This window comes from Aliirhizobium wenxiniae (assembly GCF_019511445.1).
GTDB lineage: Bacteria > Pseudomonadota > Alphaproteobacteria > Rhizobiales > Rhizobiaceae > Neorhizobium > Neorhizobium wenxiniae_A.
Window position 1 is genome coordinate 87,795 of record NZ_JAEUAN010000023.1, and the last position, 15,855, is coordinate 103,649.

The 15,855-nt window shown below is 58.6% G+C and carries 14 protein-coding genes and 1 tRNA gene; 7 read left to right on the forward strand and 8 right to left on the reverse strand.

Translation table 11 applies throughout. From position 1 onward, the window contains the following. Positions 1 to 67: 67 nt before the first annotated feature. Together JNB91_RS24260 and pyrC are read right to left on the reverse strand one after the other, a co-directional pair. On the reverse strand, positions 68 to 1,249 hold the full coding sequence (locus tag JNB91_RS24260; RefSeq protein ID WP_220328052.1) for a GGDEF domain-containing protein: 1,182 nt from the start codon (positions 1,247 to 1,249) through the stop codon (positions 68 to 70). 127 nt (positions 1,250 to 1,376) lie between these two features. Next, positions 1,377 to 2,417: a dihydroorotase gene (gene pyrC, locus JNB91_RS24265; protein ID WP_220328053.1), complete on the reverse strand. Its 1,041-nt coding sequence runs from the start codon at positions 2,415 to 2,417 to the stop codon at positions 1,377 to 1,379. A gap of 250 nt (positions 2,418 to 2,667) precedes the next feature. On the opposite strand from pyrC, the gene JNB91_RS24270 reads away from it, so the two are divergent. Further along, positions 2,668 to 3,591: a tetratricopeptide repeat protein gene (locus JNB91_RS24270; RefSeq protein ID WP_220328054.1), complete on the forward strand. Its 924-nt coding sequence runs from the start codon at positions 2,668 to 2,670 to the stop codon at positions 3,589 to 3,591. A gap of 4 nt (positions 3,592 to 3,595) precedes the next feature. Here the strand turns inward: JNB91_RS24270 and JNB91_RS24275 are convergent, their stop codons facing one another. The 4 genes from JNB91_RS24275 to JNB91_RS24290 form a co-directional block, all read right to left on the reverse strand. Next, positions 3,596 to 4,636 carry a 4-hydroxyproline epimerase gene (locus JNB91_RS24275; RefSeq protein WP_220328055.1) on the reverse strand — a complete coding sequence of 347 codons (1,041 nt, stop codon included), beginning with the start codon at positions 4,634 to 4,636 and terminating at the stop codon, positions 3,596 to 3,598. Positions 4,637 to 4,830: 194 nt separating this feature from the next. After that, positions 4,831 to 4,907 (reverse strand) — tRNA-Arg (locus JNB91_RS24280). Positions 4,908 to 5,062: 155 nt separating this feature from the next. Next, positions 5,063 to 6,559, reverse strand: a complete 1,497-nt coding sequence (locus tag JNB91_RS24285; protein ID WP_220328056.1) for an ATP-binding protein — start codon at positions 6,557 to 6,559, stop codon at positions 5,063 to 5,065. A gap of 148 nt (positions 6,560 to 6,707) precedes the next feature. Further along, complete coding sequence (locus tag JNB91_RS24290) at positions 6,708 to 8,720, reverse strand: methyl-accepting chemotaxis protein (RefSeq protein ID WP_220328057.1); 2,013 nt, start codon at positions 8,718 to 8,720, stop codon at positions 6,708 to 6,710. A gap of 479 nt (positions 8,721 to 9,199) precedes the next feature. On the opposite strand from JNB91_RS24290, the gene rpmH reads away from it, so the two are divergent. From rpmH to yihA, 4 genes are all read left to right on the forward strand, one after another. After that, positions 9,200 to 9,334: a 50S ribosomal protein L34 gene (gene rpmH / locus JNB91_RS24295; protein ID WP_117195397.1), complete on the forward strand. Its 135-nt coding sequence runs from the start codon at positions 9,200 to 9,202 to the stop codon at positions 9,332 to 9,334. Positions 9,335 to 9,358: 24 nt separating this feature from the next. Continuing rightward, entirely contained in the window at positions 9,359 to 9,751 is a 393-nt protein-coding gene (rnpA, locus tag JNB91_RS24300) for a ribonuclease P protein component (RefSeq protein WP_220328058.1), read from the forward strand. Next, positions 9,751 to 11,550 carry a membrane protein insertase YidC gene (gene yidC, locus JNB91_RS24305; RefSeq protein WP_220328059.1) on the forward strand — a complete coding sequence of 600 codons (1,800 nt, stop codon included), beginning with the start codon at positions 9,751 to 9,753 and terminating at the stop codon, positions 11,548 to 11,550. The genes rnpA and yidC overlap by 1 nt, the downstream gene beginning before the upstream one ends. 156 nt (positions 11,551 to 11,706) lie before the next feature. Continuing rightward, a complete protein-coding gene (yihA, locus tag JNB91_RS24310) occupies positions 11,707 to 12,354 on the forward strand; it encodes a ribosome biogenesis GTP-binding protein YihA/YsxC (RefSeq protein WP_220328060.1) in 648 nt (215 codons plus the stop codon). 49 nt (positions 12,355 to 12,403) lie between these two features. Here yihA and JNB91_RS24315 read toward each other — a convergent pair whose 3' ends face one another. Continuing rightward, positions 12,404 to 12,715, reverse strand: coding sequence for a hypothetical protein (locus JNB91_RS24315; protein WP_220328061.1), 312 nt, complete (start codon positions 12,713 to 12,715; stop codon positions 12,404 to 12,406). Between the two features lie 335 nt (positions 12,716 to 13,050). Between JNB91_RS24315 and argB the strand changes: the two genes are divergently transcribed. After that, a complete protein-coding gene (argB, locus tag JNB91_RS24320; protein ID WP_220328062.1) occupies positions 13,051 to 13,938 on the forward strand; it encodes an acetylglutamate kinase in 888 nt (295 codons plus the stop codon). 50 nt (positions 13,939 to 13,988) lie between these two features. Here argB and JNB91_RS24325 read toward each other — a convergent pair whose 3' ends face one another. Then, positions 13,989 to 14,891 (reverse strand): DMT family transporter, encoded by a 903-nt coding sequence (locus JNB91_RS24325; RefSeq protein ID WP_220328063.1) that lies wholly within the window; start codon positions 14,889 to 14,891, stop codon positions 13,989 to 13,991. A 105-nt stretch (positions 14,892 to 14,996) separates the two neighbouring features. Between JNB91_RS24325 and JNB91_RS24330 the strand changes: the two genes are divergently transcribed. Then, positions 14,997 to 15,710 (forward strand): pyrimidine 5'-nucleotidase, encoded by a 714-nt coding sequence (locus JNB91_RS24330; RefSeq protein ID WP_220328064.1) that lies wholly within the window; start codon positions 14,997 to 14,999, stop codon positions 15,708 to 15,710. Positions 15,711 to 15,855: the final 145 nt, after the last annotated feature.

Sequence of the window (15,855 nt, forward strand, 5' to 3'; positions counted from 1 at the left end):
GAAACCACGCGCCGCAATAGCAGCATGGCGTCACATACGCCAGTGCAGAGATTAGGCGATCAAATTTTCAGGCAGAAGTGCGGCTGTCCGGCGCAGGCGGGATGGAGCGGAGATAGGATGCGATCGCGACACGATCGCGACCGGCATCCTTGGCTTCGTAAAGCGCGCCATCGGCAAGGTTCAGAACCGTCTCGAACGGTTGGCCTTCCGGGGTACCGACAGAGACGCCGCCGCTCACCGTACAGCGGAGAAGCTTTCCATCGATGACGATGTCACGGGCCGCGAAACGCATGCGTACTGCATTGGCGATCTTTTCCGCCCGGCCCGGCATGACTTCACCGACGACCATTGCAAACTCTTCGCCTCCAAGCCGGGCAGCGGCCCCTGCCGGAACCATTTCCGCCAGCAGATCCTGCGCAAAGAGTTTTAGCACTTCATCCCCGGCGGAATGGCCGAACCGGTCGTTGATCGACTTGAAGCGGTCGATGTCGAAAACGATCACGGCGGTGGAGGCGTTCAGCCTTCTTCCGCCAAACTGATCGAACAGGGCCCTGCGATTGACGAGACCGGTCAGGGCATCGGTCATCGCCTCATGCCGGTGAAGGGCCGCCATGCGCCATTGGTGAAGCGCCAGCGACAGCGCGCCGATGCCGGTCATGCCGGCAATGCAGATACCGATATTGAGGTTTTCCGCCCAGTTTATCGGCGGTTCTCCAAGACTGGAGCGACCATCCGCAATCAGGACGCCGGCGCAAAGGGCGAAGGAAAAACCGCTGACGCCATAAAGGATGACCATGCCGAGCAGAGGGCCGGGAGCTTCCCTTCGGGCCGCCCAGTATTGGCATCCCGTGCCGACAAGCAGGATGGCTGTCAGCACGTTCATGATAATCAGGCCAAGCCCGTCAAGCCCGACAAGTAACAGCGGCATGCCGAGAGCAAGGCAGATGAACGACAACATGCCGGCCAACCGCCATGGAGAGCCACCCGAGCGGAACTGGACCGATGCGGCATAGATGGTCGAGAAGCCGCTCATCATTAGCGCATAGGCTATCGCAAGCGGGGCGAGGCCGGACTGGGCCGTGAAAAAGCTATAGACGATAATGCCGGCGACGATCAGGCAGAGAGAAACGACCAAGGTCAGAAGAAAAGAGTCCGACCTGCGGGAGAACCATGTCCCGAACAAGGTGACCATCAAGCACGCGGCAGAAACGCCAAGCGCAAGAAGAAGAGACCGATAGTCAAGCGTCATGCCGGAATTTCTCTTCGAAGATTTATTCAATAATCGAGCAGAAGCTAAGATGTGAATCTCTCCAAAGTGTTACCTTTGGAGAGCTACAACCAGAATAAATACCAGCCGAAAGTAACAGTCAGATCATTCAGTCGGCAACATTCCAGAAAATCGGGAAGCCGGGATCGAAGACGGTGATGGCGCCGGCACCGGTATCGCGTTTTGCCGGGAATTCGACCTGAACGTCCTGCTTCTGCAACGTGATCTTGTCTTCGTTCGGTTGCAGACCATACCAGGCCGGGCCGTTCAGCGAGGCAAACGCCTCCAGCTTGTCCAGCGCATTATCCTGCTCGAAGACATGCGCGAGGCAGCTCATCGTGTTGAGCGAGGTGTAGATGCCGGCGCAACCGCAGGCGCATTCCTTCAGCGGATCGACATGCGGTGCGGAATCCGTGCCGAGGAAGAAGCGATGGTCGCCCGAAGTTGCGGCAGCCCGTAGCGCGAGGCGATGGCTTTCGCGCTTGGCGACCGGCAGGCAATAATAATGGGGGCGGATACCGCCGACCAGAATGTCGTTGCGGTTGATGATCAGGTGATGTGTGGTGATCGAGCCCGCGAGGTTCGCCTTGGACGACTTGATATAGTCGATGCCGTCCGACGTGGTGACATGCTCCATCGTCACCTTGAGCTCCGGCAGTCGCTTGCGCAGCGGATCGAGCACGGTCTCTATGAAGACCGCCTCACGGTCGAAGATATCCACCTCAGGCGTCGTCACTTCACCATGTACGCAGAGCGGCAGGCCGATCTTCGCCATGCGCTCCAGAACCGGCATGGCCTTTTCGAGGTCACGCACACCGCCATGGGAATTGGTCGTGGCGCCGGCCGGATAAAGCTTCACGGCCGTGATCAGGCCGCTCTTCTTGCCCTCTTCGACGTCGTCCGGATTGGTATGCTCCGTCAGATAAAGGGTCATCAGCGGCTCGAACCTATGCCCCTTGGGCAAGGCTGCCATGATCCGCTCGCGGTATGCGGTGGCATCTTCCGTCGTCACGACCGGCGGAACAAGGTTCGGCATGATGATCGCGCGGGCGAAATGGTTGCTCGTATCGCCGATCACGCCTTCCAGCACGGCGCCATCGCGCAAGTGGAGATGCCAATCGTCGGGGCGGCGAATCTGGAGCGTTTTCATGGGGCTGTTCCGCTTTATGTTTTGAGGGTGTTGGCCTCGCTTACCACCAAAGCAGACGCAAAGACAATCTGGCAGCCAGACGGAGGAGCGCCGGAACATCCAATCGGAGCCCCCGATATCACGCTAGAGTTCACGAGATCGTGCTGATTGCAAAGGGCCTGAAGCGCGGATCAACCCAAAACAGACGGAACAAGCACGCGAGTGATGCGTTCGTTAAGCAATCTGAAAGTGTTTTGAGTCGGAGCAAACAATGAAATCCCGGGCACCCAAAGTCAACAGGGGTTTTGCGGTAACCACAGGAGCCGCTGTCGCGCTTCTTGCGCTGACAGTTTCACCCGATGCCGCGGAGCGCAACAACCTCATTCTCGCATCGGCTCAGCAAAGCGATTGTGATCGTTTGGCGGGCAGTCCTTTTGATCAGCAACGCAATGGCGCGTTCAATCCGGTCAATATTGCCGATATCGGCAATCAGGCCGTAGAAGCCTGCAGGATGGCCTTCGATGCGACTGGAAATCCGCGCTTTGCCTACCAGCTCGGCCGGGCACTCAATAGCGCAAACGAGCCGGATCAGGCGATGAGCGCATATAATACAGCCGTGAACGACGGCTATGCAGCAGCAATGGTCAACTACGGCATGCTGATGGGTCGTCTGGGCGACGACAAGGCCGAGTTTGCCTACTATCAGAAGGCGGCCGACAGCGGGAATACGCTAGCAGCCTATAATCTCGGCGTTGCCTATCGCGATGGCCTTGGCACGCAGCCCGATGTGCAGAAAGCGCTTCAGTGGTTCGAAAAAGCTGCCGCGGAAGGCGATGATACCGCCGCCTTCAACATCGGCGTCATCTATGACGAAGGACAGCTGGTTGACACTGACGACCAGACGGCAATCGCGTGGTACGACCTTGCCGCCCAGCGCGGAAACATCGATGCCATGATCAACCTCGGCATCATGTATGAGACCGGTGAAGGTATTCCGGCGAATGCTGAGAAGGCTGCCGAAATGTATCGTCAGGCAGCTGAAAAGGGCGACATGTTCGCTGCATCCAAATATGTTCAGTTCCAGGAACTGGGCGTCATTCCCGCTCCTTCGCCGGAAGGTGTCGAAGGCGTCAATTCCCTGGTTTTGAAGCAGGGCGATGTCGAAACACCCGCCAAGGTCGGCCGCGAGATCTGATCGATCAAACGATCTCGCCGGCGGAAGGCCCCCAGACATCGGTCATGGCAAAACCATCTGCCAGCGGATCGAACGGATCAAGCGCCACCTGATGCAGACCGAAGGTGAAGCCGCGACCCGCGATCGTCGGAACGATTGCCGGCTTGTCCGCGACCCGGGTCTCAGCTGAGAGACCGACTTCGAACTGTGTACCGATGATCGAGCGCGACAGGAACATGTCTCCGACCTTGACCTTGCCGCGCGCATGCAGCGTCGCAAGGTTTGCCGAGTTCCCCGTACCGCAAGGCGAACGATCCGCCCTGCCCGGCCACATCGTCGTGCAGGTGCGAACGGCGCCGTCGGCTTCCGTATCGCGAAACATCACATAGGCGACGCCGGAGATTGCCGGGATTTCCGGATGGACGACCGGGATCTGGCGATTGATCAGATCCTTCAGGATCATGCCGGCCTGCACGAGGGCAGCGGCATTCTTCTTTTCGATGGTGAGGCCGATCTGGGATACGTCGACAAGGCCGTAAAAAATCCCGCCATAGGAAATGTCGAGGGTGATCTCACCCCATTCCGGCGTCTGCAGTCTCACGTCCAGTTCGTGAACGAAGGACGGGACCATGGTGAGCTTCACCTTTTCGCAACGACCGTCGCGGCAGGTCGCCACAGCCTTCACGAGACCGGCCGCCGTTTCCAGCGTAACGACCGTTTCCGGTTCCTTCATCTCGACGATGCCGGCCTCGAGAAGCGCCGTCGTGGCGCAGATCGAATTGGAGCCGGAGCTGGCATGCGCCTGATCCGGCTGCAGTATGATGAAGGCCGCATCCGCATCCGGGTGCTTCGGCGGCAGGAGAAGATTGACGGAGCCGATCGGCGTTCCACGCGGCTCGAGGCAGAGAAAACGACGAAGCTCCTGCCCTTTCGGATCGGTATTCATCCAGGCCAGTTGTTCGGCGACGGTGTTGCCGGGGATCTTCGGAACCCCGCCGATCGCCACACGGCCGATCTCGCCTTCCGCATGAACATCCAGCAACTGGATCGTACGCTTCCATCTCATTTCCCGAACTCCGCATGGATCGCGGTCGATTCGACGACTGCGACGCTTCCCAATCACAAGTTCGCATTGGATAGCGCAAGGCATATGCCATGCCTATCGGCATTGTCAGGAATCAGATGAGGAAAATGATAAAGCGCCCGATCGAATACCGATACAGGCGCAGGTCACATTTTATTTTTTCTTGGAAAGAGAAATGGCGCACCCGAAGAGATTCGAACTCCTGACCCCCAGATTCGTAGTCTGGTGCTCTATCCAGCTGAGCTACGGGTGCGTCTGTCAGCGGTGTGTGCCGCCTAGTCAGCGTGTGTTTCGCTGGCGTGGCGATCCTCTAAAGGCTGCCGAGAAGGATTGCAAGCGATTTCCCCCGGCTTGATGTCATTTTATTTTCGCAAATGCACCAAACCACTGTTTTTAAACAAATATTACTCACGCCCTGGCGCGATAGTCCTCCAATGAGACGGGACGGTCGGGAATTTCTATGCGGAATTGCGTGCCGGGACCGGGCTTTTCGACAAGCGCAATCGTGCCGCCATGGGCCAGCACAAGCTCACGCGCGATAACCAGACCCAGACCTGTGCCGCCCGAGCGTGCTGAGCCTCTGAAGGCCGAGAAGAGGTTCTCTCGCGCCTTGCGCGGCATGCCCGGTCCCGTATCATCGACGGTGATGCTGACGACGCTGCCGAGCCGATGGGCTGACAGCGTAACCCGACGCACCGCCTTCGGATCGTCTGCATCATGGGTGAGCAGCGCCTGAACGGCGTTACGGCACAGATTGTGGACCACGCGGAAAATCTGCTCGCCGTCACAATCGACCTCCACGCCTTCGGAAATTTGCTCGACAAACTCGACACCGGATTCGGGATCGATGGCGAGCATGTCGCGCACTTCCTGGCAAAGCTCGGTGAGGTTCACCCGCCGACGGCGCGGAGCCGCTTCCGATGCCTGACCATAGGCGAGAACCTCGTTGGTATAACCGACTGCCCGGTCGATGGTGCGCAGCAGTTTCGGCGCGAAACTCCTGACCATCGGATCTTCGACATCCGTCAGGCGATCCGACATCAGCTGGGCCGAGGCCAGGATGTTGCGCATGTCGTGATTGATCTTCGAGACGGCGAGACCGAGATCGGCGAGATTCTTCTGTTGCTTCAGCGTCCGCTGAAGCTCGACCTGCATGGCCGCCAGATGGCGGCCGGCAACCGCCAGTTCGCCGCGCGAGCGATCGGCGGAGAAAACACGGGAAGGATCATCCGGCTGCTCCGAGAACAGTTGCATACTGTGGGTCAGCCGTCGGATCGGAGAGATCATCATGCGGTTGATCGCCAAAAAGATCAGCACAGCCGTAATCAGTGAAATCAGCAGCGACAGCAGGAACATGTGTTTTGAATATTTCAGCATGTCCTTGCGAAGCGCGGTGTCGGTCATGACCAGTTCGATCATCATCTCGCTTTCGCCGATCGGGCCGAAAACACGCATGATGCGATCACCGCCGAAGACGAGTGTATCGAGAGCATCGCGCATGGAGCCGAGGAACGACGTGTGAGCGAGATCATATTGCGCGTCGATTTCCGGCGGCACCTCGATCGCGGCCAGAAGCCGCGACGTGCCGTCCTTGCGCAACGCAATAACCTTTGTGCCCGTTGCCAACAGCGTGTCATCCTGCACGGCACGCGGCAGTTCGGCGGGCTGAAGACCATCTATGACGATGCCGGCAGCGGCCGCCGTATCAAGGCGATCGCGAAGCCAGTTCATGCGCATGCCGGAGATGGAGGGCATGAAGATCAGGATTTCGGCCAGCATGACGAATATGACCGTCATCCAGAGCAACCGCCCGGACAGACCGCGCAGCATCGTCGGCATCGGCTCTGGTCCTGCGCCGTCCGGCCATGTTCCCTGACGTTCCGAGGTGCGAACCTCGCTATCCATACGGATCTCCAAACTCAGCCACGCGATCAACTCCGCGTGCATGCGGCTATTTTACCGCGTCACCAAGATTTGAACACCCCAGACAAAGGCAAAAGGCGAAGACAAAAGCCGCCTCCGCCTTAAATTTCGGTAATGTTCGCCCGTTGGATCAGAATTCTTCCCAATCCGCGGCATTGGCTGCCGCTGTGGCTGAACCACCCCCGCCAAAAGCCCGACCGAGTGCTGCGGTCAGTTTTCGGGCCGGCGACGGCTGCGGGCGATGCGTGGTTTCGGCCGGTGCCAGGCCTATCGAGCGGCCCGCCTCTTCATCGATCCTGAAATGCGAGACAAGACGATAGAGCGCATCCGCCTCAGCCGAGAGCTTGCTGGTCGCCGCCGAGCTCTCTTCCACCATGGCTGCGTTTTGCTGGGTGACGTGGTCCATCTGGTTGACCGCGGTATTCACCTCGGCAAGACCGGTCGCCTGCTCGCGCGAAGCAACAGCAATCGAATGGATGTGATCGTTGATGCGGCTGACGCGCGCCTCGATCTCCGATAGCGCCTCACCCGTCTTCTGCACCAGCTTGACGCCGCCCGCGACTTCCTCGCCCGACTTGCCGATCAACGCCTTGATGTCCTTCGCCGCACTTGCTGAGCGCTGCGCCAATTCGCGGACTTCCTGGGCCACGACAGCGAACCCCTTGCCGGCTTCACCGGCCCTTGCCGCCTCTACCCCTGCATTGAGGGCGAGAAGGTTGGTCTGGAAGGCGATTTCGTCGATCACGTTGGTGATCTGGGCAATCTCGCGTGATGCCTGCTCAATGCGGCCCATCGCTTCGACGGCATCGCGGACGACGGCGCCGGATTGAACCGCGCTCTGCTTGGCTTCGCCCACCATGACGGTCGCTTCGTTGGCCCGCTCGGTCGAGGTCTTCACGACGGAGGTGATTTCATCGAGCGCGGCCGACGTCTCTTCAAGGGCTGCCGCCTGCTGCTCTGTGCGCTTCGAAAGATCGTTGGAAGCGCTGCTGAGTTCGGAAGCCCCGTCGTTCATCGCACCGGTCGCATTGCGTACCTTGCCCATGGTGGACTGAAGTGTCTGCATGGTGCCGTTGACGTTCTGCTGCAGCTCCGCGAATGCGCCTCTGAAATCGCCCCGCATGCTGTCTGTCAGATCGCCATCGGAAAGGCTTTTCACGACACGGCGCGTTTCGGATACGCCTGTATCAACGCTCTTGACCAGCTGGTCGATGTTGCGGGCGACACGATCGAGGCTTTCGACACCCCATTGCTTGTCTATGCGCCGGGTAAAGTCACCCTCGGCTGCCGCCTGAACAACGGCCGACATGCGCGTCTGGAGATCATCGCTTTTTGCCTTCAGACCAGCTTCGGCATTGGTCATGCGGGCAACTTCCAGACCGTTATTCTTGAAGACCTCCACGGCTTCCGCCATGTCGCCGATCTCGTCCTTGCGACCGGAAAACGGTACGGCGGCATCATAATCACCGTGGGCCAGACGCCCCATGGATGATGTCAGCTTGAGGATAGGGCCGCTGATCTGGCTGCGCCCGAGATAAAGACCAAAGCCCAGACCACCGCCGACACCGAGAATGGCGACGAGGAGAACCGAGTAGAAGATCAGATTGCCGAAAGAGATCATCTCTGCGCTCAGCGTATCGAGATCCGCCAGATCCGAGGCAACCACCTTGTCGATCTCAGCCTGATAGGCCTTGCGATTGGCGCGGTTGGCGTCGTTGTTGCCCTGAACATTGGCAGCCTGTGGGCCTTCGGTTGCGCCTAGTCGCACTGTTTCGGTGCGGAATGCCTTGAACTCCGTAAAACCCACCGTGAGCTTGTCGAACTGCGCCTTCTGCGTTGCGGGGATGACCGCCGCCCAATCCGCAACCAGCTTGTCCATGTCGGCGAGGCTTTTCGTCACGCCTTCACCGAAAGGCTTAGCGGATGAGACATCCTTTGCCGCATACATTCCGCGGGCATCCATCACCACCGCCGTCACCAGACGGTTGAGCCGCTCACCCTTGTAGACGCGGTCGGCAATATTGGCGTAGGCGCTCTGCTTGTCATGATATTCGGTCACCGCGAAGAACGACAATCCGGCAATTGCGCACGCGACAAGGCTCATCAACCCTACGAGAAGGTTGATCTTCACTCCAATTTTCACGGTAATCCCCTCCAAAGACACCAGAACAGCGCCATGATCAGCCGCTATTCTTGATGACTATGAAAAATAGCATAAAATTGTTAATAATGACTGATCGAGCACTCAATCCGACTTAGTGCCGACAAGCAAAAATCTCCCGCGTGCGCGACTTATTTGGTGATATATTTTCTCACGACTTGAGCCTTTGCCCGTACGATAGAAAAAACTTTGCCAAAAACACAACCGATGAAATCACATTCGGTCAGGCGCATATTAATAATTGCATTCGAAACCGCTTAAATACCGGATGACGAAATCGCGGCTTTCCGGTCTTCCGGGGCCTGCGGATTGACTTTCGGGCTTAACCTGAACTATATGCCCGCGCGCTCAGGCAGCGGCTCGCAACCTGCATACCCGCATGCCGGCGCATTTTCCGAAACGCTTTTGCTTCTCAATGAAGCAATAATCCAAGAAGGGCCGCACACCGCGGTGTAAAATAAATGAAGCGTACCTACCAACCGTCCAAGCTTGTTCGCAAGCGTCGTCATGGTTTCCGTGCCCGCATGGCTACCAAGGGTGGCCGCAAGGTTCTTTCCGCACGTCGCGCACGCGGCCGCGCTCGTCTGTCGGCCTAACGGCCGACTTGCCCGGACCGGGCAATGACGAGGTTTGAAGACAAGAAAAAGACTGTCGGGCGGCTGAAAAGCCGGCCGCAGTTTCTTGCTGTTCGCAAAGGCGAAGCACGCCGCGGGAGAACCTTTCTCCTTGAAGTTCTCGACCGCAAGCAGCCCGATGAGCCGCCACGCGTCGGCTTCACCGTTACAAAAAAGCACGGTAACGCCGTAGAGCGGAACCGGATGCGGCGACGGCTGAAGGAAGCGGTGCGCAAATCCGCCGGATTTGCAATGGAAAACGGACACGACTATGTGATCGTCGCGCGCAGGGAGGTGCTCGGCATTTCCTTTTCAAATTTGACCGAACAACTTGCAGCACGCATTGAAGGCAGGCAAAAGCCCAAGTCTGTCTCAGGAACATCTTCCAGGAAAGCATGATGGAAAAAAACCGAAATTACTTCATCGCGATCGGCCTATCGGTCGTCATCGTCCTTGCCTGGCAGTTCCTCTATATGAACCCGCGCATGGAAGCGCAGCAGCGTGCCGCTGAAGCCCAGCAGGCACTGCAGCAGCAGCAAGCCGCGCAGAACCCCGCTTCGCCGGACAGCCCCGGCGCCGTAACCCTCGGCAGCCTGCCGGGTGGAGAACAGGCGCAGGCGACAGCGACCCGCGAACAGGCGCTCGCCAAGTCCGAGCGCGTCGTCATCGACACGCCTGCCGTTTCCGGCTCGATCAACCTGACCGGCGCCCGCTTCGACGACCTGAAGCTGCGCGAGTATCACGAGACCGTCGACGACTCGAGCCCGCTCATCACACTCTTCTCGCCGGCAGACACCAGGGACGGCTATTTCGGTGAAGTCGGCTATATCGGCAGCGACAATAGCGGCGCGGTTCCCGGTCCGGGCACGGCCTGGACGCTTGCCAGCGGTGACAAGCTGACGGCAACGACTCCGGTGACGCTTTCCTACACCAATGAAAAGGGTGTCGTCTTCAACCGCACGATCTCGATCGACGATCATTACATGATCTCGATGACGGACAAGGTCGAGAACCCCGGCGCGGAAGCAATCACGCTTTCCTCCTACGGCCGCATCACCCGCAACAACAAGCCGGTTACACCTTCGGTCTGGGTTATCCATGAAGGCTTCCTCGGCGTACCGGGCAAAGACGGCAGCCTCAGCGAGCACACTTATTCCAATATCGAGGAAGAAGCCGTCACCAACGCGAAGGCTACCGGCGGCTGGCTCGGCATCACCGACAAATACTGGGCAGCAGCGATCGTGCCGCCGCAGACGATGCCTTATGAAGGTCGCTTCACGCATTTCACCGATGGTCAGCCGCGTTATCAGGCCGACTACAAGGGTGACGCACTGACCATTCAGGCCGGTCAATCGACCGAACTCAAGAACATGCTCTTCGCAGGTGCCAAGCGCGTTCCGCTCGTCGACCGCTATGCCGAAGAATATTCCATTCCGCATTTCGACCTGCTGATCGACTGGGGCTGGTTCTACTTCATCACCAAGCCGATGTTCCAGCTGATGGACTTCTTCTTCCGTCACGTCGGCAATTTCGGTGTCGCCATCCTTCTGACGACCATCGTCGTGAAGCTGATCTTCTTCCCGCTCGCCAGCAAGCAGTATGCTTCGATGGCGAACATGAAGCGCATGCAGCCGAAGATGGAAGAGCTGAAGGCCAAGCACGGCGACGACCGCATGGCGCTGCAGCAGGCAATGATGGCGCTCTACAAGGAAGAGAAGATCAACCCGATCGCCGGTTGCTGGCCGGTGCTTCTGCAGATCCCGGTGTTCTTTGCGCTTTACAAGGTCATCTACGTCACGATCGAGATGCGTCACGCACCGTTCTTCGGCTGGATCCAGGACCTTTCGGCGCCGGACCCGACCTCGCTGTTCAACCTGTTCGGTCTCCTGCCCTACGACGTGCCGCACTTCCTGCTGATCGGTGTTTGGCCGCTCATCATGGGCATCACGATGTTCCTGCAGATGCGCATGAACCCGACGCCGCCGGATCCGACGCAGCAGATGATCTTCAACTGGATGCCGCTAGTCTTCACCTTCATGCTGGCATCCTTCCCGGCCGGTCTGGTTATCTACTGGGCCTGGAACAACACGCTGTCGGTGACGCAGCAGGCGGTGATCATGAAGCGCCACGGCGCCAAGATCGAGCTCTTCGACAATCTCAAGGGCTTCTTCAAACGAAAGCCTGAACCGAGCAAATAACGCACCAAGAACCCCGGATGCCGGATCGGCCTCCGGGGTTTTCGTTTGTCCTGCCGACTAAATGAAGAGCGGTGAAAAGCGCCGCAAAGCTTGACATCCGTGGCCAAAACCCTGATGCGGTTGGCGTTTCCCTAAGCGAAGAAGATAGAAAAGCGGATGACTACCAACGACAAGCCCCTGTTCGGCCGACCCTGGATCTTCATCCGCGGCGTGCCTTCGATGAAGTTCCTGCCGCCGGAAGGCCCCTTGGAAGTCGCCTTCGCTGGCCGCTCCAACGTGGGCAAGTCATCGCTTATCAATGCACTGGTCGGCCAGAAGGGCCTGGCCCGAACCTCGAACACACCCGGCCGTACGCAGGAACTCAACTATTTCGTCCCGGACGGATATTCGGGCCAGGAAGGTGACCTGCCGCCGATGGCGCTGGTCGACATGCCCGGCTATGGCTACGCCCAGGCGCCGAAGGAGATGGTCGACAACTGGACGAAACTCGTGTTCGACTATCTGCGCGGGCGTGCGACACTGAAGCGCGTCTACGTGCTGATCGACAGCCGGCACGGATTGAAGAAGAATGACGAAGACGTTCTCGACCTGCTGGACAAGGCTGCCGTGTCTTACCAGATCGTTCTGACCAAGACCGACAAGATCAAGGAACCTGCCGTTCCGAAACTGATCGATGAGACACTTGAAAAGATCCGCAAGCGGCCGGCCGCCTATCCGTTCGTCCTCTCCACGTCGTCGGAAAAGGGAAAAGGCGTCGACGAGTTGCGAGCAGCGATCGCCGAGGCCGTTACACTGACGATCTGAAGAAATTTCAGCAGCTCGCAGGCAGGTTCGACTTAATTACCTGCCTGCCTCAGAGGGCGAACAGGCCCGACTGAAAGGCTGCGTAAGTTAGAATGCCTGCGACCAGCACTATCGACAGTGCACGCCAGAAGGTGATCGAATTCCAGCATCTTTCGGCCGCAGCCATTTCGCGGTTGAAGTTTCTTTTTGCCACAAGAACCGGGAAATGGGCTTGAAGCCGAAGCCGAGCCTTCGGATCATGGTATGGGTCGTCATAGTCAGACAGGTTGTCTTCCCAACGCCGAACGGTCGCCGCAAATGCAGCGTCTCTGGCCATGCGCTCCTCGATGCCCCGACGGACCTCCGGGGACAATACGCCCAAAACATACTCTCCCGCGAGGACTTGATCTCGTGAACGGTCACTCTCGCTCTGGTTCGGCGTCGTCATAGCTCGCGCGATCTTCTTTCCGCTAGGATGTTTGGCCAGCAATGTGTCTGAAGTCTTTTTGCAGTTTGCGAATAGGACACTTGCACAGGATCAAGGTCGGCTTCTCCTCGCCGTCTGTCAACGCTAACACTATCAATAAACCGTGGGTAACGGGGACACGTCATGCGTCATAAACGCCGCATCGCGATCACCGCGAAAACTTCACCGCGATTATTCCTTCTGACAAGAACTTGCGTTAAAAGGCCCCACCTTTGATGTGAGGGATTTTCATGACGACGTCGGACAGCGAACTCCAGGCCAAACTTCTCGCTCAGGCTCTGCCTTACATGCAGCGCTATGAAAACAAGACGATCGTGGTGAAATATGGCGGCCACGCCATGGGCGATACCGAGCTCGGCAAGGCTTTTGCCGCCGATATTGCGCTTCTGAAACAATCCGGTGTCAATCCGATCGTCGTTCACGGCGGCGGCCCGCAGATCGGCGCGATGCTCTCCAAGATGGGCATCGAATCGAAATTCGAAGGTGGCCTGCGCGTTACCGACCAGAAGACGGTCGAGATCGTCGAGATGGTGCTTGCCGGTTCGATCAACAAGGAAATCGTCGCGCTGATCAACCAGACCGGCGAATGGGCGATCGGCCTTTGCGGCAAGGACGGCAACATGGTCTTCGCCGAAAAGGCGAAGAAGACGGTCGTCGATCCCGACAGCAATATCGAGCGCGTGCTCGATCTCGGCTTCGTCGGCGAAGTGGTCGAAGTCGACCGCACGCTGCTCGACCTGCTTGCCAAATCCGAAATGATACCGGTCATAGCCCCGGTGGCCCCAGGCCGCGATGGCGCCACCTACAATATCAACGCTGACACGTTTGCCGGTGCGATTGCCGGTGCGCTGCATGCAACGCGCCTGCTCTTCCTGACCGACGTTCCCGGCGTGCTCGACAAGGACAAGAACCTGATCAAGGAACTGACCGTCGCGCAGGCACAGGCGCTGATCAAGGACGGCACGATTTCCGGCGGCATGATCCCGAAGGTGGAGACCTGCATCGACGCGATCCGCTCCGGTGTACAGGGCGTCGTCATTTTGAACGGCAAGACCGCCCATTCCGTGCTGCTGGAAATCTTCACCGAGCGCGGCGCCGGCACGCTGATCGTGCCCTGATCTCTCCACGACACCAAATGACGAAGGCGCCGCAAGGCGCCTTTTTCGTTTCAGCCTACGAGAAGCCCCAGAATGCCCGCCACGATCAGCAGGCAACCGAAGATTTCCATACGGTTGATCCGTTCGTGGAAGAGGAAATAGGAGGCCATGAAGGTGAAGACGAGCTCGATCTGGCCGAGCGCGCGGACATAGGCCACTTGCTGCAGCGTCATCGCGGTGAACCAGCAGGCCGAGCCGAAGACGCTGGCAAGGCCGACCAGCGAGGACGAACGCCAAGTCTTAAGCACGGTAACGATCTCACCCTTGTCCTTCCATGCCATCCATACCAGCATGAAGATCGTCTGGAAGGTCGTGACGCAGGCAAGCGTCATGGCCGCCTGCATGATCGAGTTCGGGCCATCGAGCGACAGGGAAGCGCTGCGGTAGGCAACGGCGGAAATGCCGAAGACGGCACCGGAGGCGATGCCGACCAGCGCGGTGCGGCTGGCGAGAGCCGTGACCGTGTTTTTCCATGATAACGGCATGCGCGCCATCGAGATCAGCATCACGCCGATGACACCGGTGATGATTGCGCCGATTGCACCTACCGTCAGCTTTTCGCCGAGCAGGATGAAGCCGAAGATCGCCGCCTGAACCGGCTCGGTCTTCGAATAGGCGGTGCCGACGGCGAAATTTCTAAGCGAGAAGAGATGGACCAGCATGATGGTGGCAAAGATCTGCGCCAGGCCGCCGATCACCACCCAGAACGCAAAGGTCCAATTGACCTGAGGGATTGCAAAGCCTGCGAGCTGGTGCAGCAGTACGACATAGAGGATCGCCACCGGAAAACCGTAGCCGAAACGGACGAAGCTCGCACCGCGGGTGCCGAGCCTGCCCTGAAGATGCTTCTGCAATGCCGAGCGCAGGTTTTGCAGGAAGGCCGCGGCAATGGTGATGGGGATCCAGAGTTCCATGTTTCAGCCGGTATCATGCGGGCGGATTTGTCGCCAAGCCGCAAGCGGCGGCGAGCCGTCGCCTTTTCGATTTTCTTTATCAGCAAGGCGGTGCATAAGCGGGATATGGACAAGAAACCCAAGACTTCCGCCGACGCTACCGATTTTTCAAAGATCCGCGATTGGGTCTTCGATCTCGACAACACGCTCTATCCGCATCACATCAATCTCTTTGCGCAGATCGATGTGAACATGACGGCCTATGTGCAGGAACTGCTGCAACTGGAGCGCGACGAAGCACGCGCAGTGCAGAAGCGGTATTATCACGAGCACGGCACGACGCTGCAGGGCCTGATGCTCAACCACGGCATCGATCCGGACGGGTTTCTGGAAAAGGCGCATGCAATCGATTATTCGATATTGGTCCCGAACCCGGAACTGGGTGAAGCGATCAAGGCGTTGCCCGGTCGAAAATTCATCTTCACCAATGGCAGCGTACCGCATGCGGAAGCGACAGCCCGCGCGCTCGGCATCCTCGACAATTTCGACGACATTTTCGATATCGTCGCCGCAGGCTACGTGCCGAAGCCGGCGGGCGAGACCTATGACAAGTTCGCCAGCCTTCATCGGGTCGACACGGCGAATGCCGCCATGTTCGAAGACCTGCCGCGCAATCTGACCGTTCCCAAGGCGCTCGGCATGCGTACCGTTCTCCTGACGCCACGCAATCTCGACGACGTGCTGATCGAGCGCTGGGAGACGTTTTCCGACGAGGACGATCACATCGATTACGTCACCGATGATCTCGCCACATTCCTCAAGGGGATCGTGCAGGGCTGAAAAGCTGTGCTCGGCAAAATCCCCCTCTGGCCTGCCGGCCATCTCCCCCACAAGGGGGGAGAAAACCTGTGGCATCCGTCTGCCTCAATAAAGCTCGACGGCTTGACCGAGTTAAGCCCTCCCTCTTGTGGGGAGGGTTGGGAGG